The following is a 20,427-nucleotide window of genomic DNA, read 5'->3' on the forward strand; positions in this document are numbered from 1 at the left end:
ACGGTCCGGCTAGTCGACCGGCGTCGGCGGTGGGGCCGCCACCTCGGTCGGGGTCGCGGGCGCGCTGGCCGAGGGGGTCGGGGACGGCGTCGCCGACGGGCTGGAACTCGACGGCACCGTCGTCGGTGAGGTGCGCGGCGGCGTGAACGGCGTGCGGGCCGCCGACGGGGACGGGCTGGCCGGCGCCGGGACGCGGCCCGACTCCCGCGACGGGGAAGGCGACGGTGTGCCGGGGCGCGCGGGCGCCGGCGACGCGCTGACGGCCGGATGCCTCGTCGGGTCGGGCGTCAGCGCCACGTCCTCGGTGACCGGACGATCGGGGCGGACCGCCGCCGGCACCGGCTCGACCGGCGGCTGGGACGCGGAGAGCAGCGCCCCCAGCCCGGCGACGACCCCGAAGTACGTCCCGGTGGCGCCGACGACGGCCAGCAGTCCGAACGCCGCCATCGCGAGCAGGCGACGCGCCCGGTGCCCGTTCTCCCCGGCGACCGGACGCTCCGCGCGGCGCTTCGCCGCCGCCCGCCGCGTCAGGTCGTACCGCAGCGAACGCCACGCGCCCGCCATTTCCCGCCGTACGCCCTGCCAGGTGCTCACGTCGAGTGTCCTTCCGTCGACGACCCGCGGGGGAACGGGTCGCCGCACGAACGGGCGCGTCCGTCAGGACCGGCTGCCGGAGCGCGCGATGGGTGGGGGGCTGAGGGGTTGACGTGCCGATGGGGAGTGCCGGTGGTACGCGACGGCGGCGGCATGGGAGGGTGATCGGGTGACCGATTCCGTACCTTCCGCGGCGCCGGGCAGCGCCGACGCGTCGCTGGGCCAGATCGAGTGGGTGACGTTGCCGGACGTCGCCGAGCGGCTCGACGTGTCGATCAGCAAAGTGCACCAGATGATCCGGGACCGGGAGTTGCTCGCGGTGCGCCGGGAGGGCGTGCGGCGGGTGCCCGCCGAGCTGGTGGCGAATCGCACCGTGCTGAAGCACCTCCCCGGCATTCTCACGTTGCTGCACGACGCTGGGTACAACGACGAAGAGGCGTTGCGGTGGCTGTATCAGCCCGACGACACCCTTCCGGGGACCCCCGCCGCCGCGCTCGGCGGCGACCGGGCGCGCGAGGTGAAACGCCGGGCGCAGGCGTTGGGGTTCTGAGCGCGCGTGCGACACCTGTCGTATCTGGCGGTGCTCGCCGGATGTCTCGTCGCCGCCGTGTGGCTGGAGCCGGTGCTGCGGGTCAACGTTCTGCGTCGCTGGCGACGGCTGCTGCTGACCCTGCTGCCGGTCGCCGCGGTCTTCATCGCCTGGGACCTCGCGGCGATCGCCGCCGGGCACTGGGATTTCGACCCGGCTCAGATCACCGGGGTGCTGCTCCCCGGCGGCGTGCCGCTGGACGAGGCGCTCTTCTTCGTCGTGGTGCCGATCTGCGCGGTGCTCGGCTTCGAGGCGGTCCGGGCGGTTCTCGCGCCGCCCGGCAGCACCGACCCCCGGTGGCGGCTCGGCGACGAGCCGGACGCGGAACCGTGACGTACACCGTCGCGGCGCTGCTCGGCGTCGCCGGCGCGCTCGTCGTGGACCTGATGGTGCTGCGCACCCGGCTGGTCACCCGGGCCGTGTTCTGGTGCACCTACCCCATCATCGTCTTCTTCCAGCTGCTCTCCAACGGGGTACTCACCGGGCGCGGCATCGTCCGGTACGACCCGGAGGCGATCGTCGGGCTGCGGCTGGCGTACGCCCCCGTCGAGGATCTGCTCTTCGGATTCGCCCTCATCCTGTGCACGCTGTCGGTGTGGGTGTGGCTCGGGCGGCGCGGTGTGCAGCGCGGTCCCGCCGCCGGGCAGGGCAGCGCGCTGCTGCGCCGGCTGCGCCGCGGCCCCTGACCCCGTCCGGCCCGAACGAGGTCAACCGTACGGACAGACGTGGTCCGTGTCGTCCGGCCGGCTGCTTGCCTCCAGCCGATCGGGGCAGCAGACTGCGCAGGCACGTTCCGGGCCGGGGGGCCCGAAACGGAACGTGCGTCCTGGGGAGGGCACGCGGTGACGCAAGGGGGAGTCGGTGTACGGGATCGGGCAGGTGCCACGATGACCCCGCCCGCTGGCGCGGCGGCCGGCCGTCCGGCGCAGCGCACCCGGTTCGACGGCGCGGCCGGCCCGGCGGTGGCCCCGCGACTCGACACCGTGCTCAGCGGGGCGCGTGAGCCCGGCGTCTACCGCTGGCTGTCCCGCGCGCACCCCGAGCCGGTGCGGCGCGAGCTGTCCGCGGCCGACTGGACCAGCCATCTGCTCGACGGCCGGGGATTGACCGGGGCGACCGAGGTGCTGGACCGGCACGCCGAGCAACTGTCGTTCCCCGGCTGGTTCCGCCACACCTGGGACGGCTTCGCCGACTGCCTCGCCGACCTGTCCTGGCTGCCCGGGCGGGGACACCTGCTGCTCTGGGAACGGTACGGGGTGCTGGCGCGCACCGATCCGACCGCGTGGGCGGTGACGTACCGGAGCCTCGTCGCGGCGACCCGGTCGCGGCGGGTGGCCGGGCTGCCCCCGCTCTACGTGCTGCTGCGCGGGCCCGGCCCGGTCACCGACCCGGAGGGCGCGCCGATCCCGGTGCTCTGAAGCCGGCGGCTGCCCCCAGCCCGCCGGTCGGCGACCGCCGCCGCTAGTCGGTCCGCCGCGTCGCCGCGGCCGCCAGCTCGACGAGCACGCGGCGCGCCTCGTCGTCCAGGTCCACGCCCGTCAGCGCGTCCAGCGCCGTCTGTGTCAGCTCGGCGATCCGGCGCTCCGTGCGCGCCAGGGCCCCGCTCGCCGTGATGATCTCGCGGAGCTGGTCGACCCCGGCCGCGTCCAGCCGCGGATCCCCGAGCCGGGTCTCCAGCGTCGCCCGGCCCGCGGCGTCCGTCGCGTCGAACGCCACCGCCACCAGATAGGTGCGCTTGCCCTCCCGCAGGTCGTCGCCGGCCGGCTTGCCGGTCTGCGCCGGGTCGCCGAAGACCCCCAGGACGTCGTCGCGCAACTGGAACGCCTCACCGAGCGGCAGCCCGTACCCCGAGTAGGCGGCCATCACCTCGGCCGGCGCCCCGGCGAGGGCGCCGCCGAGCAGCAGCGGCCGCTCCACCGTGTATTTGGCCGACTTGTAGCGCGCCACCATGCTGGCCCGCTCGACCGACGTGTCCCCGGTCGCCTGGGTCAGCACGTCGAGGTACTGCCCGATCGTCACCTCGGTGCGCATCTCGTCGAAGACCGGGCGCGCCCGGCCCAGCGTGTCGGCGTCGAGCCCGCTGCCGTGCAGCATCTCGTCCGACCACACCAGGCACAGGTCGCCGAGGAGGATCGCCGCCGAGTCGCCGAAGTCGTCCGGGTCGCCGCGCCAGGCGGCGGCCCGGTGGTGGGCGCTGAACCGCCGGTGGATCGAGGGCTCGCCGCGACGGGTGTCGGAGCGGTCGATCAGATCGTCGTGGATCAGGGCGCTCGCCTGCACCAGCTCCAGCGCGGCCAGCGTCGCCACGAGCTGGTCGGTGTCGACCCCGCCGGCGCCGCGGTAGCCCCAGTACGCGAAGGCCGGCCGCAGCCGCTTGCCGCGCAACACGAACGCCTCCAGCACGTCCGCCACCGGCACCAGCGCGTCATCGACGCTGACCAGCCAGCGCCGGCGCTCGGCCAGGAACGCGGCGAGCGCCTTGTCGACGCGGTGACGGAGGCCGGCGCGATCAACCGGAGCGGCGGGGGCAGAGTCGGTCACGACAGCACGCTATCCCGTCCGCCCGTGCGATGCCGATCCGCACCGGCCGGCGTCCCGTCGAGCGGTGCCGATGCGCGCCGGCCGCGGTAGCGTGCCGGCCGGCGGCGGCAGGTAGCGGCGGGCGGCCGCGACCAGCGCGGCGTGCCGCTGCGCCGCTCGGGTGTCGGCCTCCGACCCGAGCCGCCGGCTCACCTCGTCGACCAGGACGGCCGCCCGGGCCGAGCCCGCCCGCACCGCGTCGAGCAGCGCCGCCCCGGCGACCCGGCACGCCTCGTCCGACTCGCCGAGCGCCGCGTAGGTGCCGGCCAGCCAGGCCCCGTACAGCGCGCGGGACCGCGGGGGGCCGCCGCGGGACACCGCCGCGGCGAGCAGTGGCGCGGCCCGCAGCGGGCGGCCGAGCGCCGCCAGGCACCGCCCGGTCATCGCCGCCAACTCGTCGTCGTCGAGCCAGTAGAGCCACGCCGGGTCCGGGCGCCGCCCGACCCGGTCGGCCGCGCGCTGGGCGCCCGCCAGCGCCCGCTCCGCCTCCCGCGGTCGTCCGTCGACCGCGGCGGCCAGGGCGATCCGGTGCAGCAACAGGGCGCGGGCGCGCGGCGACGCGCCCCGCCGGGCGCCGGCGTACGCGGTACGCGCCAGCAGCAACGCGGTGCCGGAGTGGGCGTGGCCGGCGAGGAGGTGGCTCGCCGAGCCGAGCGCGTGCGCCGCCAGGCAGCGGTCGCCGGCGGCCGAGGCGGCGAGCACCGCGCGCTGGTACGCGCGGAGCGCCGCGACGGCGTCCCCGGCGTCGGCGGTGATCCACCCGGTCAGCTGGGCGGCCTCGGCGAGCGGTCCGAACAGCCGGCGTCGCCGCGGCCGGGACGCCGGCGAGGGTCCGGGCGGCCCGGTGGCGGTCAGCCGTTCGCCGAGCAGCGGCAGCAGGTCGAGACCGCCGACGACGTCGTCCAACCGGCGCAGCCCGGCCAGGTCGGCGGCGGGCGTCAGTCGGAGTCCGACGGCGTCGGGATCGGTGATCGGGCCCGTGGGGTCGGCGAGCCAGAGGTGCCCGAGGCGGAGCAGCCGCGCGCAGGCGCGGTCGAGCTCGCCGCCGGCCGGCCCGCGTTCGGCGCCGACCCCGCGTGCCCTCCTCGCCAGCTCCCCGCGGGCCGCCCCCGCCAGCTCCGCGCGCGGCGCGCCGAGCACCCGCGCCAGCCACCCGAGCCAGAACTCCGCCGGCGTCCGTTGCTGTCGCTCCCACCGCGATATCTCGTGCCGGGTGAGGGTGGGCACCCCGGAGGCGGCGCAGAGGCGCTCGGCGAGCTGGGCCTGGCTCCAGCCCTGTGCGCGCCGCAGCCGGGCCAGGAGCGCGCCGAGCGGTGGCGCGGTGTCGATGGGGCCGGGGATCGTCACGTGGTCCTCCGCAGCTCGTCGCGGCGTCGGCGATCCGGCGCGCAGCCGGCGCCGACCGGTGATGACCCCCGCGGGCCGGCCCCCGGGGGCCGCCAACTGGCCCCCACCCGCTGGCTCCTCCCTACCGGACCGGTACGACGCTTTGCTGGGCCCGTCCGCGATGACCCGAGACCCCGAGGAGCGTTCCGTGGCGGAGCTGCCCTTCGATCCCGACGATCCCCCCGACGACCCGCCGGAGCAGGTGCGGCAGCCGATGATGTGGCGGCTGGCCGTACGGCTGCTGCGCGACCACCAGGGCGCGCCGGCCGGTCCGGCCGGTGACCCGGTCTGCCGCGCCTGCGGCGACCCGTGGCCGTGCCGCCCCCACCGGATCGCCCGCCGTGGCCTCGTCGCCGCCCTGCGCGACCCGCGCGGCGGCCGCTCCGGCGACTGGTACCGCGATCCCGATCGGTATCGGCGACGCGACGATGTGTGATCGTCGTCGCGGCCACGGGCTGAGACGCGCGAGGGGGTACGGCGGCCCGGCCGGTAAAGTCCCGAGGATGGCGCTCGGTCTTCCATCGGTTCTCCCCGGCTCGCAGCCGTCGATCGGGGACCTCATCCGGAAGACCGGCCCGACGTTCTCGTTCGAGTTCTTCCCGCCGAAGACCGCCGACGGTGAGCGGCTGCTGTGGCAGGCGATCCGGGAGCTGGAGCCGCTGCGGCCGTCGTTCGTGTCCATCACGTACGGCGCGGGCGGCTCGACCCGGGACACCACCGTCGCCGTCACCGAGCGGATCGCCACCGAGACCACGCTGCTGCCGATGGCGCACCTGACCGCCGTCAACCACTCCGTCGCCGAGCTGCGCAACGTGATCGGCCGGCTCGCCGCGGCCGGGGTGCGCAACGTGCTCGCCGTCCGGGGCGATCCGCCGGGCAACCCGATGGGGGAGTGGGTGCGCCACCCCGAGGGCGTGCTCTACGCCGAGGATCTGGTGCGGCTGGTGAAGCAGGCCGGCGACTTCAGCATTGGGGTGGCCGCCTTCCCGTACAAGCACCCGCGCTCGCCCGACGTGGCCAGCGACACCGGCTACTTCGTCCGCAAATGCCGCGCGGGCGCGGACTTCGCCATCACGCAGATGTTCTTCGACGCCGACGACTACCTGCGGTTGCGCGACCGCGTCGCGGCGGCCGGCTGTGACACCCCGATCGTCGCCGGCGTGATGCCGGTGACCCGGATGGCCACCATCGAGCGCTCCGAGCAGCTCTCCGGCGCGCCGTTCCCGGCCGCGCTCGCCGCCCGGTTCGAGCGGGTCGCCGACGATCCCGAGGCGGTGCGCCGGCTCGGGATCGAGCAGTGCAGCGAGATGTGCCGGCGGCTGATCGACGAAGGGGTGCCCGGCATCCACTTCATCACCCTCAACCGCTCCACGGCGACGCGCGAGGTGTGGCAGAACCTCGATGTCGGCGCGCGGGTCTGAGACCGCGACCTCGGGCGGCGGCGCGCGGTTGAAGTCGTGATGAGCACGCGGCTGAACTGGAACGAGTACGCGACCGCCTGGGCGCGGCTGCACGGGGGGTTCGACCCGCGGCTGGCCACGCCGGTGGTCAGCGGCTGGCTGCGGATGGCGTACCTGCTGGGGGCGGGGCTGGCCCGGTTGCGCGTGAAGCCGCTGGCCGTCACCGTCTTCGGTCTGCTGCTCTGCCTGGCCGTGCCGCTGAGCGTGACCCGGCCGCCGTACGGCATTTTCCTGGGGGCGTCGCTCGTCGTGCTCTCCGCGGTCGCGGACAGCGTCGACGGCGCCGTGGCGGTGACCACCGGAGAGCCGACCCGGCTCGGCTACGTCTACGACTCGCTCGCCGACCGGCTGGGCGAGGCCGCATGGCTGACCGCGTTCTGGTTGCTCGGGGGAGCGGGGCCGCTGGTGGTCGCGGCCGGGGTGCTGTCCTGGTTGCACGAGTACGTGCGGGCCCGCGCGGCGGCGGCCGGGATGCGGGAGATCGGCGCGGTCACGGTGGGCGAACGCCCGACCCGGGTCTGCGTCGCGGCGATCGGGCTGCTCGTCGCGGGCGCCGGGGCGGCGATCGAGCCGGAGCTGCCGTCGGGGATCGTCACCCTGGTCACCGCGGTCTGGATCCTGCTCGCGGTCTTCGGGCTGGTCCAGTTGATGGCCGCGGTCCGCACGGCGCTGCGCTGAGGCGCTAGGCGGCACCGATCTGCCCGGCGACGATCTCGGCGGAGAGGGTGACCATCGGCAGGCCGCCGCCCGGATGGGTGGCCCCGCCGACCAGGAACAGCCCGCGCACCGGGCCGCGGTTGGGCGGCCGTAGCAGCCCGCCGGCCGTGCCGTAGATCGCGCCGCCGGGCGCCCCCGTCGCCGTCGCGAGGTCGGCCGGGGTGCGTACCTCCCGGAAGAGCAGCCGGTCCCGTACGTCGACGCCGCGGGCGGCGAGCACGTCGAGCACGTGATCGGCGTACGCCGAGGCGAGTCCGGGGCGGCGCCAGTCCACCGCCGAGGCCGACCGGCCGTGCGGGGCGGCGTTGACCAGTACGAACCACGCCTCGTGCCCGTCGGGGCGGACGGCGGGATCGTCGGCGACGGTGACGAAGACCGTCGGGTCGACCGCCGGCCGGGCCGGCACGCCCCGCCCGGGGTCGCCGAAGACCGCGTCGAACTCGGCGTCGTAGTCGGGCGGGAAGAACACCGTGTGGTGCGCCAGCCCGGGCGTCGTGCCGCGGACCCCGAGCAGCAGCACGAAGCCGCCGAGGCTCCGGTCGGTCAGCCGGGCCAGCCGCGTCGGGGTGGGCAGCAGGTCGCGGTAGACGGTGAGCGCGTCCACATTGGCCACCACCACGTCGGCGGGGACGCGTGCGCCGCCGGCCAGGCGCACGCCGTGGACCCGGCCGCCGGCGGCGTCGATCGCGGTGACCGGCGTGCCGGTGTGGACGGTCACGCCGAGCGCCGCGCACCGGGCCAGCAGCGCGTCGGCGAGCGTGCCGAGCCCGCCGGGCAGATAGTGGCCGCCGAAGGCGAGCTCGGCGTACGGGACGGCGACCAGCGCCGCCGGGGCGCGACGGGGGTCGGCGCCGGTGTAGGTGGCGTAGCGGTCGAGCAGCATCCGCAGCCGCGGGTCCCGCAGGTGGCGCCGGCCGAGCCCGCGCAGCGTCGTACCGGGGGCGATGGCGGCCAGGTCGCCGACCCGCCAGCCGAGCCGGGCCAGCGCGAGCGGCGAGTCGATGCCGGTGCGCAGGATGTCCCGCCAGGAGGCGCGCCACACCCGTTCCGCGCGCCGCCACAGCCGTCGCCAGTCGTCGGCGGCGCGAGCGCCGAACACGGCCCGGATCCGGTCGGCGAAGGCCGTCGGGTCGGCGCAGGAGTCCAGCACCGTCCCGTCGGGAAAGACGTGCCGCACGATCGGGTCGAGCGGCACCGGCGCCAGCGGGCCGGGGCCGCCCCCGGTCGCCGCGAACAGGTCGGTGAAGACCTGCGGCAGCGTCAGCAGGCTGGGCCCGGTGTCGAAGTGGAACGACCCGGCCGGGGTGTGGTGGACGTACCGGCCGAGCTTGCCGCCGACGACCCCGGCGCGTTCGTAGACGGTGACCCGGTGGCCGGTGGCGGCCAGCCGCGCCGCCGCGGCGAGCCCGCCGACGCCGGCGCCGACCACGACGACCCGGTTCACCGCGGCACCACCGGACGACCGCGCCAGGACAGCCGTCCCCGCCGGCGCAGCCGGTAGGAGCCGGCCACCAGCGCGCCGAAGAGCGCCACCGACACCGGATGGGCGAGCGCGTCCGGCCAGGCCCGGCCGCCGGTGGCCCGCGCGCTGACCACCCGGCCGGCGACCCCGGCCAGGTAACCGGCCAGCCCGGCCGCCGCCACCGGGGGCGTCCCGGCGAGCGCGCCGCCGACCGCCAGCAGCGGCGGCACGACGTACAGCCCGGTCAGCAGCAGCACGACGGCGGCGGCGCCGGTCGCCGAGCCGAACGAGGCCCACAGGGACTTGGTGTAGCCGGCGACGAGCTCCGGCCAGGACGCGTACATCCGGCAGGTGGCCAGGGCGGAGCCGTCGGCCAGCGCGATCCGACCGCCGGCGCGCTTGACCGCACGGGCCAACTCGATGTCCTCCAGCACCCGGTCGCGGACCGCGGCGTGCCCGCCGGCGCGGGCGTAGCCGGCCCGGTCCAGCACCAGGAACTGCCCGCCCGCGGCGGCCAGCGACGGCCGCGGCGAGCGTTCCATCGCGCGCAGCGGCAGGAACGTCAGCCACGACCACTGCAGCAGCGGCTGCACCAGCCGCTCGCCGGGCGAGCCGGCGACGATCCGCGGGTACGGGCAGAGCAGCTGCGCGCGGGCGGCGCGCAGTGCGGCGACGGCGCCGGCGACGGCGTGCGGGGCGAGCACCACGTCGGCGTCGACGAAGACCAGGACGGTGCTGGCCGGGTCGGCCGCGGCGGCGAGCTGGTGGCAGGCGTGCGGCTTGCCCAGCCAGCCCGGCGGCGGCGCGACGCCGGTCAGCAGCCGCAGCCGCGGGTCGTCGCCGGCGAGCGCGCGGACCAGCGCGGCGGTGCCGTCGGTGGACCCGTCGTCGAGCACGACCAGCTCCATCCGGGACAGTCCGCGTTGGGCCAGCAGCGAGCGCAGCCCGGGGGCGAGCCGGTCGGCCTCGTCGCGCAGCGGCAGCAGCACGGAGACCGGCTCGTCCACCGTGGACGGCGGTGTGCTCGGCGGCCGGCGCAGCGTGCGGGCGTTGAGCGCGGTGTGCACCGTGAGCGCGGCGACGGCCGCGGCGAGCAGCCAGCTCACGCCGGGGCGCTCCGGCGGGCGCGGGCCAGCGTGACGGCCAGCGTCAGCGCGACCGGGGCCATGGCCAGCGCGCCCCAGGCCGCCGAGGCCGGCAGGTCGAAGAAGACCGCGTGGGCCAGCACGCTGGAGGCGTACGTCCACAGGTAGAGCCCGTACATCGGCAGGTCGGCGTCCCCGGCCGGCGTCGCGGGGCCGCCCGTGAGCGACAGCAGCGCCATCATCGCGAGCGCGACGACCAGCCAGCCGAGGTAGTTGCCGACCGGGATGCCGGGCACGCCGGGCAGCGCCGGCGTCGGCTCGTGCCAGCTCCAGTAGCCCGCGGAGACCATCTGTGGGTCGAGGAAGACGTCCCAGGTCGCCAGCCCGAGCCCGGCGAGCCCGATCCGGGCCGGGGCGCCGCGGGCGAGCCGCAGCGCGGCCAGCCACGCCGGCCAGGCCATCCAGGTCCAGGCCAGCGGGATGATCAGCGGCACGCCGAGCAGCATCGGGCCGAGGTCGCCCGAGTAGTCGTAGCCGCCGAACGGCACCCCGGTGGCCACCCCGAGCGCCTCGACGGTCAGGCCGCCGCCGGTGGTGACCGCGACGAGCGCGGCGGCGACGCGGGGCCCGCGGGTGAGCAGCGCGTGCCCCACCGACAACAGGTAGCCGAGGAGCACGGTGAGCACGGTGAGGTGGGCCCGCGCGGCGCCCTCGGTGAGCGGGTACGCGATCTGCGCGAGCACGGTCGCGCCCAGCACCGCCCAGACGATCGGCAGTCGCCGTCGGCTCATCGCTCGGGTGGCGGCAGCGGCAGATCCCGGCCGAGCACGGCGAAGGCCCGCTCGTCGCCGGGGAAGCGGAAGTCCCGCAGGATGTCGGTGAAGCCGTAGCGCCGGTAGAGCCGCCAGGCGCGGGAGGTCTGCTCGTCGGCTTCCGGGGTGGACAGCAGCGTGGTGGTGCCGGCCGCCATGGTCAGCAGCGCCCGCAGCTGCCGGTCGCCGATCCCGTGCCCCTGCGCCGGCGGGCGTACGTGCAGCTCGACCACCTCGAAGCAGTCGCCGAGCCACCGCCGCCGGGCGCTGTCGTCCAGCGCGGTGCGGACCTGGTCGTGCCACCACTGCCCGGCCGCCGACGTGTAGCCGTAGCCGAAGCCGGCCAGGTGTCCGTCGGTGGTCAGCGTCGCCACCGCGCGGAAGCCGGGACGGCGCACGTGGGTCGCGATGTAGCCCCGCCGCGACTCCAGGAGCTCGGCGCGGTACCCCATCGCCTGCCCGTAGACGGCCACCACGTCATCCAACCGCCGAACGAGATCGTCCGGCTGCCATGGCACCAACCTCATGCCGCCCCGCTCCTCATGTTCGACCCACCGTCGCGCCCCACCCACCGTCGCGCCCCACCCACCCGAGCACCGCCCGGTCACCGGCGACGTCCCGCACCTCGAAGCGCGCGAACAGCTCCTCCGCGTACCACCGTTCCGTCGGGGTACGGGCGATCGCCGCCCGGTGCTCCGGCTGACGGTACGCGAACCGGGCCAGGTCCGAGGCGGTGCGCCACACGCTCACCGTGCCCTGCCATCCGATCGGCGCCTCGCCGACGCCGAACCGGGCGAGCAGCCCCGGCGCGGCGTGCAGCGCGGCCGCGACCGGCGGCACCGCGCGCCAGAACGTGGGGGCGCGGCGGGCCCGCAGCCGCGCCCGGGTCAGCGCCAGCACCGGCCGCTGCGTCGGCCCGCCGGTCGGGGCGCCGAACGGCTCGATGCCGGCCCACCGGCCGCGGCTGGCCAGCGGCCGGAGATCGAGGCGGGCACCCGCGGTCGCGATCCGCCGCCACGCCCGGCCGACCGCGGTCTCGTCGAAGTCCGCCGCGGTGGTGGCGTCGTCCCACGCGATCAGCGCCGCCCATCGGGTCGGGTCGACGTCGGTCGGGCCGAAGCCGGTGCCCGTCCCGGTGCCGAGCAGCTTGCCGAAGCGCACCCCCGGCAGGCGGCGCAGCCGCCGCGGATCGACCGCCATCCGGGTCAGCGCGCGCGGGAGCGCCCGCCGGGGCACCCGCCAGACGTGCAGCGTGACGAGGCCGGGTTCCCCGCTCACGCCACCTCGGCGGGGGTGCCCGCGGTGATCCGCAACAGCTCGGAGTAGGTGGTCGCGAAGATCGACTGGGGTACGCCGCCCGCGGCCCAGATCTCGTCGTACCCGTCGAGCGCGGTGTCGACCAGCGTGCGCACCGGCTTGGGGTGCCCGAGCGGGGCGACGCCGCCGATCGGCTGCCCGGTGTGCGCCCGGACGAACTCCGGGGTGGCCCGCGTGACGGCGCGGACGCCGAGCGTCGCGGCCACCCGCGCGGTGTCGACCCGGTGCGCCCCGGAGGTGAGCACCAGCAGCGGCTCGCCGTCCGCGTCGAAGATCAGGGAGTTGGCGATCTGCCCCACCTCGACCTCGAGCGCCGCCGCCGCGGCCGCGGCCGTGTGCACCGCCTCGGGCAGTAACCGCACCCGGCACGGGCCGCCGGCGGCGTCCCGTGCGCCGGCGTTGTCGAGCGCGTCCTGCACCGCCTGCACGTTCGGGTGTGGCTGCATGCCCCTATCTTGCTCGGCGCGGCGGATCAGCGCACGGGGGCGCGGCGGCGCAGCGCACCGGGGCGCGGCGGCTCAGCGCACGGCCTCCGCCGCGCGCGGCGGCTCAGCGCACGGCCGCCCGCGCCGCGGGCGCGATCACGTCGGGCGCGGGCGGCGCGGGCGGGGGTGCGGCCACCCGCGCGGTCTCCGCCAGCGCCACGCCGACCAGCACCAGGGCGCCGCCGGCGAGCTGGGCGGCGTTGAGCGCCTCGCCGGCGCCGAGCGCGAGCCAGGCGACCGCCGCCGCGAGCACCGGCTCGACCATGCCGATGATCCCGACGCTGGTCGCGGGCAGGTGTCGCAGCGCCGCGGCGACCAGCAGGTAGGGCGCGATCGAGCCGAGCGCCACGACGTACGCGCAGAGCAGCGCGACGGGGAGGCCGGCGCTGGTCCGCCCGGCCAGCGGTTCCCAGCCGCCGGTCCCGGCGGTGGCGGCCCGGACGAGCAGCCCGGCCACGGCCGAGGCGCCGAACGCCCAGGTGGTCAGCGACAGCGTGTCGCGGCGCTGCACGCCGCGTTCGCCGAGCACGTAGTAGAAGGCGAGCATGACCGCCGCGCCGAGCCCGGCGAGCACGCCGAGTCCGTCCAGCTTGAGGTCGCCCCAGATCTCGGCGACGCAGCCGAGACCGACGAGGCTGAGCGCCAGCCCGGCCCAGAGTCGCGGCCGGACGCGCTGCCGCTGGCCGAAGCGGGCCCAGAGCGCGACGAGCAGCGGGGCGGTGTATTCGAACAGCAGCGCGATCCCGACCGGCATCCGCGAGATCGCCACGAAGTAGAGCATGGGGACGAGGAAGAAGCCCGTCAGGCCGTACGCGATCAGCAGCGGCAGCTCGCGACGGGTGACCCGGAGCCGGCGTGCTCCGGGGCGCAGCAGCGCGCTCAGCACGAGCAGCCCGGCGAAGGCGCCGGCGGCGCGTACCAGGGTGAGCTGGGGGGCTTCGAGGCCGGCGCGCAGGACGAGTTTCGACACGGTGCCGTTGACCGCGAACAGCACGCCCGACCCGACCACCATCGCGACGCCGAGCGCGGGGCGCGTTGTCGTCACGGCGCTGAGGCTACCGCCTACGTGTCACGCGCCGGGTGCCGATCGCCCCTTACTTCGGAGCCGGTTTCACAACTCGCCGCCGATGACGTTGCGTTTTTGTCGGTGGCGAGGTGTACTGTCAGCAGTAGTTAGTACGGGTGTTCGATTGACTCGAACGTTCGTGCTAGCGGACCGGGAGTGGCGATTCGCGACGCGGCTCCCGGCGGTGCGGTTTCGCGAACCGCACGGGGCTGTCGGACATTCGCGGGTCCGCAGCCCACAGGCAGGACCGCCGTCCGCCGCCCTCGACCCCCGGGCGGCGGACGACGGACCCGCCGGCGCAGCCGGCCGGGTGGGTGTGGGGAAGCATCACACCCGGCCGGCGAGCACCGCCGCGTCTTCCTCCGCGCGCGGGCTTCTTCGACCCCGGCGGCGGCGGTCGGACCCCGGTCCGACCGCCGCGCCCCCCGAATTGGCGACGCGGAGGAGACAGTCCCATGCCGACGAGCCCGACCCAGGCCCCCACCGTCCCGGCCCACGTGCTGCCGCAGCGGACGCCCGCCCAGCTGCTCGCGCTCGCCCGGCAGGGGTTGGCGGAGGCGGCGGTGACCCGCCCCGACGGGCTGCGTTACGCCGCCGCGCACCTGGCGGCCCTGCGGGCCGCCGCCGCGATGCTCGCCGCCCGCGCCCGGCCGGCGCCCACCCGGCGCCACCGCGTCACCAACGTCTGGATCCTGCTGTTGATGGTCGCGCCCGAGTTGGACGAGTGGGCGACCTACTTCGCCGCCGGCGCGAGCAAGCGGGCCGCCGCCGAGGCGGGCATCCCCCGCGTGGTGAGCGCGCGGGAGGCCGATGACCTGTTGCGCGCGGCGGAGCAGTTCGTCGCGCTGGTCGAGGTCGCCCTCGGGCTGGCGCACCAGCCCGTCCTCGACGGCCTGGCCGCCTGAGTTTCCCGCGGGGTGGCGCCCGGCGCGCCGCCCCGTCCCGTGTCGGTCGCGCGGCGCGACGTCCGGAGAGTCATCCGCCCGTCCGGGGGCGTCTTTTTCATCAGTAGTCCAATTTGTCCCAATGTTGGGGCCGAATACGAGCGAAGAACAGCGCATGAGCAACACGGGGGCGAGATAGATGGCGGGCCGGATGGTAGTCGGGGCCACGGCGCTGTCCGCCGTCGCGGCCGGACTGGTCAGGCCGGCCAGCGAGCCCGATCCGGCCGGCGGGCACCGGCTGCTGCCGGTGGTTCCCGAGCTGACCGCGCTGCTGCCGAACCGCGGACTGCGCCGGGGCACGACCGTCGCGGTGAGCAGCGGCCGTCCGGCCCGTGGCGGCGGCAGCTCGCTGGTGCTCGCGTTGCTCGCCGAGGCGTCCCGCGCCGGATCCTGGTGCGCCGTCGTCGGGGTGCCCACCTTCGGCGCGGTCGCCGCCGCCGACGCCGGCATCGCGCTCGACCGGCTGGCCCTGGTGCCGCATCCCGGCCCCGAGTGGGCGACCGTGGTGGCCGCCCTGATCGACGGGGTCGACGTCGTGGTCGCCGCGGTCCCGCCGGGGCTCGCCCCGTCGGTCGCCACCCGGCTGGCCGCCCGGGCCCGCCAGCGCGGCAGCGTGCTCGTCCCGTACGGGCCGTGGGAGGGCGCCGACGTCACCCTGCAGGTCATGCGGGGCATGTGGGAAGGGCTCGGGCAGGGTCGGGGCCGGCTGCGCCGCCGCGAGGTCACCATCTGCGCGCGGGGCCGCGGGGCGGCGGCCCGTCCGAAGGAGGTCAAGGTCTGGATGCCCGGTGACGGGGCGACCCGTGCCGGCGGCGCGCCGCACCCGGTGCGTACCGGCGGTCCGCGTCCGGCGTCGCGCCGCGCGGCCCTGACCCTGGTCGGCGGGACCGCGTGACCGGCCCGGTCCGCACCCTGCTCGTCTGGTGCCCCGACTGGCCGGTGATCGCTGCCGAGATCGTCGACGGCGTGCCGGCCACCACCCCGGTCGCGGTGTTGCACGCCAACCGGGTGGTCGCCTGTTCCGAGGCGGCGCGCGCCGAGGGGGTGCGCCGGGGGCTGCGTAAACGGGAGGCGCAGAGCCGCTGCCCGCAGCTGACCGCCGTCGACCACGATCCGGGCCGGGACGCGCGGGCGTTCGAGCCGGTCGTCGCCGCCGTCGAGGAGGTCGCCGCCGGGGTGGAGGTGGTCCGGCCGGGCGCCTGCGCGCTCGCCGCACGCGGCCCGGGACGCTACTTCGGCGGTGAGGAGCGGGCCGCTGAGCAGATCGTCGAACACGTCGCCCAGAGCTGCGGGGTGGAGAGCCAGGTCGGGATCGCCGACGGGGTGTTCGCCGCGGGGCTGGCCGCCCGGGCCGGGCGGATCATCGAGCCCGGCGGCACGCCGCCGTTCCTCGCCGACCTGCCCGTCGCGGCGCTGGGCCGGCCCGCCCTGACCGACCTGCTGCGCCGGCTCGGGGTGCGGACGCTCGGGGACTTCGCGGCGCTGCCGGCCGGCGACGTGCTGGCCCGGTTCGGGTTCGACGCGGCGCTGGCCCACCGGCTCGCGGCCGGCCGTGACCACCGGCCGCTCGCGGCGCGGCGGCCTCCGGCCGACCTCGACGTGACCGACACCTACGACGAGCCGCTCGACCGGGTCGACGTGGCCGCGTTCGCGGCCCGGTCGCTCGCCGAGCGGCTGCACGACACGCTCGCCCGGCACGGCCTGGCCTGCACCCGGCTCGGCATCGAGGCGGTGACCGAGCACGGCCAGGAGCTGCACCGGGTGTGGCGGCACGACGGGCTGCTGACCGCGGCGGCGATCGCCGACCGGGTGCGCTGGCAGCTCGACGGGTGGCTGGCCGGCCAGGGGCGGCCCCGGCCCGGCGGGCGCGCCGCGCCGCCCCGGCCGACGTCGGGGATCATCCGGCTGCGTCTGGTCCCCGACGGGGTGCTCGCGCACGTCGGCCTGCAGCCGGGGCTGTGGGGCGAGACCGGCGAGGAGCGCGAGCGCGCGCACCGCGCGCTGAGCCGGGTGCAGGGCATCCTCGGCCCGGAGTCGGTGGTGACCGCGGTGCTCGGCGGCGGGCGTTCCCCCGTGGACCAGGTCCGGCTGGTGCCGTGGGGCGACGAGCGGGTGCCGACCCGGCCGGGCCCGGCGGCGAGCCCCGACGCGCCGCCCTGGCCCGGTCGGCTGCCGTCGCCGGCGCCCGCGCTGGTGCTGCCCGAGCCGCTGTCGGCGGCCGTCTACGACGCCGCCGGCGAACCGGTCGCGGTGACCGCCCGCCTGGAGGTCAGCGCGGCGCCGGCGCGCCTCGCGATCGGCACCCGGCCGCCGGTGGAGATCGTTGGCTGGGCCGGGCCGTGGCCGGTCGACGAGCGCTGGTGGGCGCCGGCCGAGGCGCGGCGGCGGGCCCGCTTCCAGGTCGGCCTCGCCGACGGGACCGCGCTGCTGCTCTCGCTCGCCGGCGGCCAGTGGGCGGTGGAGGCGATCTATGACTAGCGGGGCGCGCCGATGAGCTTTCACAACCCGAAGATGTCCTGGTCGGAGCTGGAACGGGTGCTCTCCGGCCGGCCCGCCGCCGAGGGCGACACCGGACGCGGCGCGCACCTGCACGTGGTGGATCCGCTCGCCGTCGACGGCGACGGCGGTGACGCGCCGGCCTGGACGCAGAAGCGGCCGACGTACGAACCGCCGGTTGGCGGTTCGCGCCAGCCGGCCGGCGTGCCGTACGCCGAGCTGCACTGCCACAGCAACTTCAGCTTCCTCGACGGCGCCAGCCACCCCGAGGAGCTGGCCGAGGAGGCGGCCCGGCTGGGGTTGACCGCGTTGGCGGTGACCGACCACGACGGGTTCTACGGGGTGGTCCGGTTCGCCGACGCGGCCCGCGCGCTGGGGCTGCCCACCATCTTCGGCGCGGAGCTGTCCCTCGGCGCCGCCGACGCCGACCGGGCCGCCCCCCGCACCGGCGCGCCGGACCCGCACGGCCGGCACCTGCTGGTGCTGGCGCACGGGCCCGAGGGGTACGCCCGGATGGCCCGGACCATCGGCCGGGCGCACCTGCGCGGCGGCGAGAAGGGACGGCCCGTCTACGGCGAGCTGGCGGAGATCGCCGCCGAGCTGCGCGACCACGTGCTGGTGCTGACCGGCTGCCGCAAGGGCATGGTGCCGTCGGCGCTGCTCACCGACGGGATCGAGGCGGCGGCGCGGGAGCTGGACCGGCTGACCGCGCTGTTCGGGGCGGAGAACGTGGCCGTCGAGCTGACCGACCACGGCGACCCGTACGACGGCGACCGCAACGACGCGCTCGACGAGCTGGCCCGCCGGCACGGCCTGCCCACGGTCGCCACCAACAACGTCCACTACGCCAACCCGGGGCGCCGCCGGCTCGCCACGGCGGTCGCCGCGGTGCGGGCGCGGCGCAGCCTCGACGAGATCGACGGGTGGCTGCCCGCCGCGGCCACCGCCCACCTGCGCAGCGGCGCCGAGATGGCCGCCCGGTTCGCCGCCTACCCGGGAGCGGTCGCCCGGGCGGCCGAGTTCGGCGCGCAGCTCGCGTTCGACCTGCACCTGGTCGCGCCGAGGCTGCCGGCGTACGACGTGCCGGCCGGGCACACCGAGATGAGCTGGCTGCGCGAGCTGACCATGCGCGGGGCGCTGGAGCGCTACGGGCCGCCCGCGGCGCACCCGCGTGCGTACGAGCAGCTCGACCACGAGCTGCGGATGATCGAGGAGCTGGGCTTCCCCGGCTACTTCCTGGTGGTCTACGACATCGTCCAGTTCTGCCGGCAGCACGACATCTACTGCCAGGGCCGCGGCTCGGCGGCCAACTCGGCGGTCTGCTACGCGCTGCGCATCACCAACGTGGACGCGGTGCGGCACAACCTGCTCTTCGAGCGCTTCCTCGCCCCGGAGCGGGACGGACCGCCCGACATCGACGTCGACATCGAGTCCGACCGCCGCGAGGAGGTCATCCAGCACGTCTACGCGACGTACGGCCGGGAGCACACCGCCCAGGTCGCCAACGTCATCTCGTATCGGCCGCGCTCGGCGGTGCGTGACATCGCCAAGGCGTTCGGCTTCTCGCCGGGACAGCAGGACGCGTGGAGCAAGCAGATCGACCGGTGGGGGTCGGTCGCCGCGGTGGACGTGGAGGGCATCCCGGAGCACGTCGTCGAGTACGCCAACGAACTGCAGACCTTCCCCCGGCACCTGGGCATCCACTCCGGCGGGATGGTGATCTGCGACCGCCCGGTGATCGAGGTGTGCCCGGTGGAGTGGGGGCGGATGGCCGGGCGCACCGTGCTGCAGTGGGACAAGGACGACTGCGCCAGCGCCGGGCTGGTCAAGTTCGACCTGCTCGGCCTCGGCATGCTCTCGGCGCTGCACTACGCGTACGACATGATCGAGTCCGAACTGGACCTGGGTGGCATGTCGCTGGACGACCCCGAGGTGTACGCGATGTTGCAGCGGGCGGACTCCGTCGGGGTGTTCCAGGTGGAGAGCCGGGCGCAGATGGCGACGCTGCCGCGGCTCAAGCCCGAGTGCTTCTACGACCTGGTGGTCGAGGTGGCGCTGATCCGGCCCGGCCCGATCCAGGGCGGCTCGGTGCACCCGTACATCCGGCGCAAGAACGGCCTGGAGCCGGTGACGTACCCGCACCCGCTGATGCGCAACGCGCTGGAGAAGACGCTGGGGGTGCCGCTCTTCCAGGAGCAGCTGATGCAGCTGGCGATCGACCTGGCCGGCTTCGACGCCGGCGGCGCCGACGAGCTGCGCCGCGCGATGGGGTCGAAGCGCTCGATGGAACGGATGGACCAGATCAAGGACCGGCTCTACGCCGGGATGGCCGCGCGGGGCATCACCGGCGAGCTCGCCGACGACGTCTATCTCAAGCTGTCGTCATTCGCCAGCTACGGCTTCCCGGAGAGCCACGCGATGAGCTTCGCCTACCTGGTCTACGCCAGCTCCTGGCTCAAGCGCTACCACCCGGCGCCGTTCCTGGCCGCGCTGCTCAACGCCCAGCCGATGGGCTTCTACTCGCCGCAGACCCTGGTCGACGACGCCCGCCGGCACGGGGTGGAGGTGCGGCGGCCGGACATCAACGCCAGCGGCGCGAAGGCGATGCTGGAGTCGACACCGGACACCCGGTGGGGGAGCGCCCCCGGTGAGCCGCCGCACCGGTGGGGGCTGGGCGGTCCGGCGGTGCGGCTCGGGCTCTCCGCCGTGCGCACGCTCGGCGACGACGTGGCCGAGCGGATCGCCGCCGAGCGGGCCGCGAACGGGCCGTACCGGAGCATGCCGGAGCTGGCGCGGCGCGTGGGTCTGACCGCGGCGCAGCTGGAGGCGCTGGCCACCGCGGACGCCTTCGCGTGTTTCGGGCTGAGCCGGCGGGAGGCGCTGTGGGCGGCGGGGGCGGCCGCGCAGGAGCGTCCGGACCGGCTGCCCGGCACGATCGCCGCGACGACCGCGCCCACCCTGCCCGGGCTGGACGAGGTGGACAAGCTGGTCGCCGACGTGTGGGCGACCGGGCTGTCGCCGGAGACGCATCCGGCGCGGTTCATCCGGGACCGGCTCGACTCGCTCGGCGCGGTGCCGATCGCGCAGCTGGGGCGGGTGGAGCACGGCCGGCGGATCCGGGTCGGCGGCATCGTGACGCACCGGCAGCGCCCGGCGACCGCCGGCGGGGTGACGTTCCTGAATCTGGAGGACGAGACCGGGATGCTCAACGTGAGCTGCTCGCCGGGGCTGTGGCAGCGGTACCGGACGGTCGCGCGGACCAGCGCGGCGCTGGTGGTGCGGGGCCGGCTGGAGAAGCACGAGGGGGTGCTCAACCTGACCGCCGACCGGCTCGACGCGATCACCGCGCCGGTCAGCCCCGCCTCCCGCGACTTCCGCTGACTCAGGTCGGCAGCAGACCCACCAATCCGCCGGACGGTGCCAGCTACCGGGGC

General features: G+C 76.3%; 21 protein-coding genes. 11 read left to right on the forward strand and 10 right to left on the reverse strand.

Annotated features, from left to right (window positions below):
• Positions 1-9 precede the first annotated feature (9 nt).
• Positions 10-594 carry a hypothetical protein gene (locus tag BLW47_RS15695; protein ID WP_139307317.1) on the reverse strand — a complete coding sequence of 195 codons (585 nt, stop codon included), beginning with the start codon at positions 592-594 and terminating at the stop codon, positions 10-12.
• A gap of 169 nt (positions 595-763) precedes the next feature.
• Between BLW47_RS15695 and BLW47_RS15700 the strand changes: the two genes are divergently transcribed.
• The 4 genes from BLW47_RS15700 to BLW47_RS15715 all read left to right on the forward strand — a co-directional run bounded on the left by BLW47_RS15700 (position 764) and on the right by BLW47_RS15715 (position 2,601).
• Positions 764-1,144 (forward strand): Rv2175c family DNA-binding protein, encoded by a 381-nt coding sequence (locus tag BLW47_RS15700; protein WP_091557247.1) that lies wholly within the window; start codon positions 764-766, stop codon positions 1,142-1,144.
• Positions 1,145-1,150: 6 nt separating this feature from the next.
• Positions 1,151-1,516 carry a lycopene cyclase domain-containing protein gene (locus tag BLW47_RS15705; RefSeq protein ID WP_091557251.1) on the forward strand — a complete coding sequence of 122 codons (366 nt, stop codon included), beginning with the start codon at positions 1,151-1,153 and terminating at the stop codon, positions 1,514-1,516.
• Complete coding sequence (locus BLW47_RS15710; protein ID WP_091557255.1) at positions 1,513-1,869, forward strand: lycopene cyclase domain-containing protein; 357 nt, start codon at positions 1,513-1,515, stop codon at positions 1,867-1,869. The genes BLW47_RS15705 and BLW47_RS15710 overlap by 4 nt, the downstream gene beginning before the upstream one ends.
• A gap of 201 nt (positions 1,870-2,070) precedes the next feature.
• The gene (locus tag BLW47_RS15715; protein WP_091557258.1) at positions 2,071-2,601 is read left to right on the forward strand and encodes a barstar family protein; all 531 of its coding nucleotides are present in this window, start codon (positions 2,071-2,073) and stop codon (positions 2,599-2,601) included.
• A 43-nt stretch (positions 2,602-2,644) separates the two neighbouring features.
• On the opposite strand, the gene BLW47_RS15720 is transcribed toward BLW47_RS15715, so the two are convergent.
• Positions 2,645-3,724 (reverse strand): polyprenyl synthetase family protein, encoded by a 1,080-nt coding sequence (locus BLW47_RS15720; protein WP_091557262.1) that lies wholly within the window; start codon positions 3,722-3,724, stop codon positions 2,645-2,647.
• A gap of 9 nt (positions 3,725-3,733) precedes the next feature.
• Entirely contained in the window at positions 3,734-5,110 is a 1,377-nt protein-coding gene (locus BLW47_RS15725; RefSeq protein WP_245736682.1) for a helix-turn-helix domain-containing protein, read from the reverse strand.
• Positions 5,111-5,297: 187 nt separating this feature from the next.
• Here BLW47_RS15725 and BLW47_RS25645 point away from each other — a divergent pair, with 187 nt between their 5' ends.
• From BLW47_RS25645 to BLW47_RS15735, 3 genes are all read left to right on the forward strand, one after another.
• Complete coding sequence (locus BLW47_RS25645) at positions 5,298-5,585, forward strand: hypothetical protein (RefSeq protein ID WP_175543653.1); 288 nt, start codon at positions 5,298-5,300, stop codon at positions 5,583-5,585.
• A 67-nt stretch (positions 5,586-5,652) separates the two neighbouring features.
• Entirely contained in the window at positions 5,653-6,570 is a 918-nt protein-coding gene (gene metF / locus BLW47_RS15730; RefSeq protein ID WP_091557269.1) for a methylenetetrahydrofolate reductase [NAD(P)H], read from the forward strand.
• 39 nt (positions 6,571-6,609) lie between these two features.
• Positions 6,610-7,287, forward strand: coding sequence for a CDP-alcohol phosphatidyltransferase family protein (locus tag BLW47_RS15735; protein ID WP_175543654.1), 678 nt, complete (start codon positions 6,610-6,612; stop codon positions 7,285-7,287).
• Between the two features lie 4 nt (positions 7,288-7,291).
• Here the strand turns inward: BLW47_RS15735 and BLW47_RS15740 are convergent, their stop codons facing one another.
• The 7 genes from BLW47_RS15740 to BLW47_RS15770 form a co-directional block, all read right to left on the reverse strand.
• Positions 7,292-8,770, reverse strand: coding sequence for a phytoene desaturase family protein (locus BLW47_RS15740; RefSeq protein WP_091557276.1), 1,479 nt, complete (start codon positions 8,768-8,770; stop codon positions 7,292-7,294).
• The gene (locus BLW47_RS15745) at positions 8,767-9,894 is read right to left on the reverse strand and encodes a glycosyltransferase family 2 protein (RefSeq protein ID WP_091557279.1); all 1,128 of its coding nucleotides are present in this window, start codon (positions 9,892-9,894) and stop codon (positions 8,767-8,769) included. Before BLW47_RS15745 ends, BLW47_RS15740 begins: the two co-directional genes overlap by 4 nt.
• Positions 9,891-10,664 (reverse strand): carotenoid biosynthesis protein, encoded by a 774-nt coding sequence (locus BLW47_RS15750; RefSeq protein WP_091557282.1) that lies wholly within the window; start codon positions 10,662-10,664, stop codon positions 9,891-9,893. The genes BLW47_RS15745 and BLW47_RS15750 overlap by 4 nt, the downstream gene beginning before the upstream one ends.
• On the reverse strand, positions 10,661-11,212 hold the full coding sequence (locus tag BLW47_RS15755; RefSeq protein WP_091557286.1) for a GNAT family N-acetyltransferase: 552 nt from the start codon (positions 11,210-11,212) through the stop codon (positions 10,661-10,663). Before BLW47_RS15755 ends, BLW47_RS15750 begins: the two co-directional genes overlap by 4 nt.
• Before the next feature lie 13 nt (positions 11,213-11,225).
• Positions 11,226-11,963: a monooxygenase gene (locus BLW47_RS15760; protein ID WP_091557290.1), complete on the reverse strand. Its 738-nt coding sequence runs from the start codon at positions 11,961-11,963 to the stop codon at positions 11,226-11,228.
• Positions 11,960-12,448 carry a YbaK/EbsC family protein gene (locus BLW47_RS15765; RefSeq protein WP_091557293.1) on the reverse strand — a complete coding sequence of 163 codons (489 nt, stop codon included), beginning with the start codon at positions 12,446-12,448 and terminating at the stop codon, positions 11,960-11,962. Before BLW47_RS15765 ends, BLW47_RS15760 begins: the two co-directional genes overlap by 4 nt.
• A gap of 103 nt (positions 12,449-12,551) precedes the next feature.
• Complete coding sequence (locus BLW47_RS15770) at positions 12,552-13,532, reverse strand: EamA family transporter (protein WP_217634862.1); 981 nt, start codon at positions 13,530-13,532, stop codon at positions 12,552-12,554.
• Between the two features lie 476 nt (positions 13,533-14,008).
• Between BLW47_RS15770 and BLW47_RS15775 the strand changes: the two genes are divergently transcribed.
• From BLW47_RS15775 to BLW47_RS15790, 4 genes are all read left to right on the forward strand, one after another.
• Complete coding sequence (locus BLW47_RS15775; RefSeq protein ID WP_091557300.1) at positions 14,009-14,458, forward strand: SAV_6107 family HEPN domain-containing protein; 450 nt, start codon at positions 14,009-14,011, stop codon at positions 14,456-14,458.
• A 178-nt stretch (positions 14,459-14,636) separates the two neighbouring features.
• Positions 14,637-15,392, forward strand: a complete 756-nt coding sequence (locus BLW47_RS15780) for a hypothetical protein (RefSeq protein WP_342709369.1) — start codon at positions 14,637-14,639, stop codon at positions 15,390-15,392.
• The gene (locus BLW47_RS15785) at positions 15,389-16,975 is read left to right on the forward strand and encodes a DNA polymerase Y family protein (RefSeq protein ID WP_091557303.1); all 1,587 of its coding nucleotides are present in this window, start codon (positions 15,389-15,391) and stop codon (positions 16,973-16,975) included. The genes BLW47_RS15780 and BLW47_RS15785 overlap by 4 nt, the downstream gene beginning before the upstream one ends.
• 12 nt (positions 16,976-16,987) lie before the next feature.
• Positions 16,988-20,374 carry an error-prone DNA polymerase gene (locus BLW47_RS15790; protein WP_091557306.1) on the forward strand — a complete coding sequence of 1,129 codons (3,387 nt, stop codon included), beginning with the start codon at positions 16,988-16,990 and terminating at the stop codon, positions 20,372-20,374.
• Positions 20,375-20,427: the final 53 nt, after the last annotated feature.

This window comes from Micromonospora pattaloongensis (assembly GCF_900107255.1).
Classification (GTDB): Bacteria; Actinomycetota; Actinomycetes; order Mycobacteriales; family Micromonosporaceae; genus Micromonospora_I; species Micromonospora_I pattaloongensis.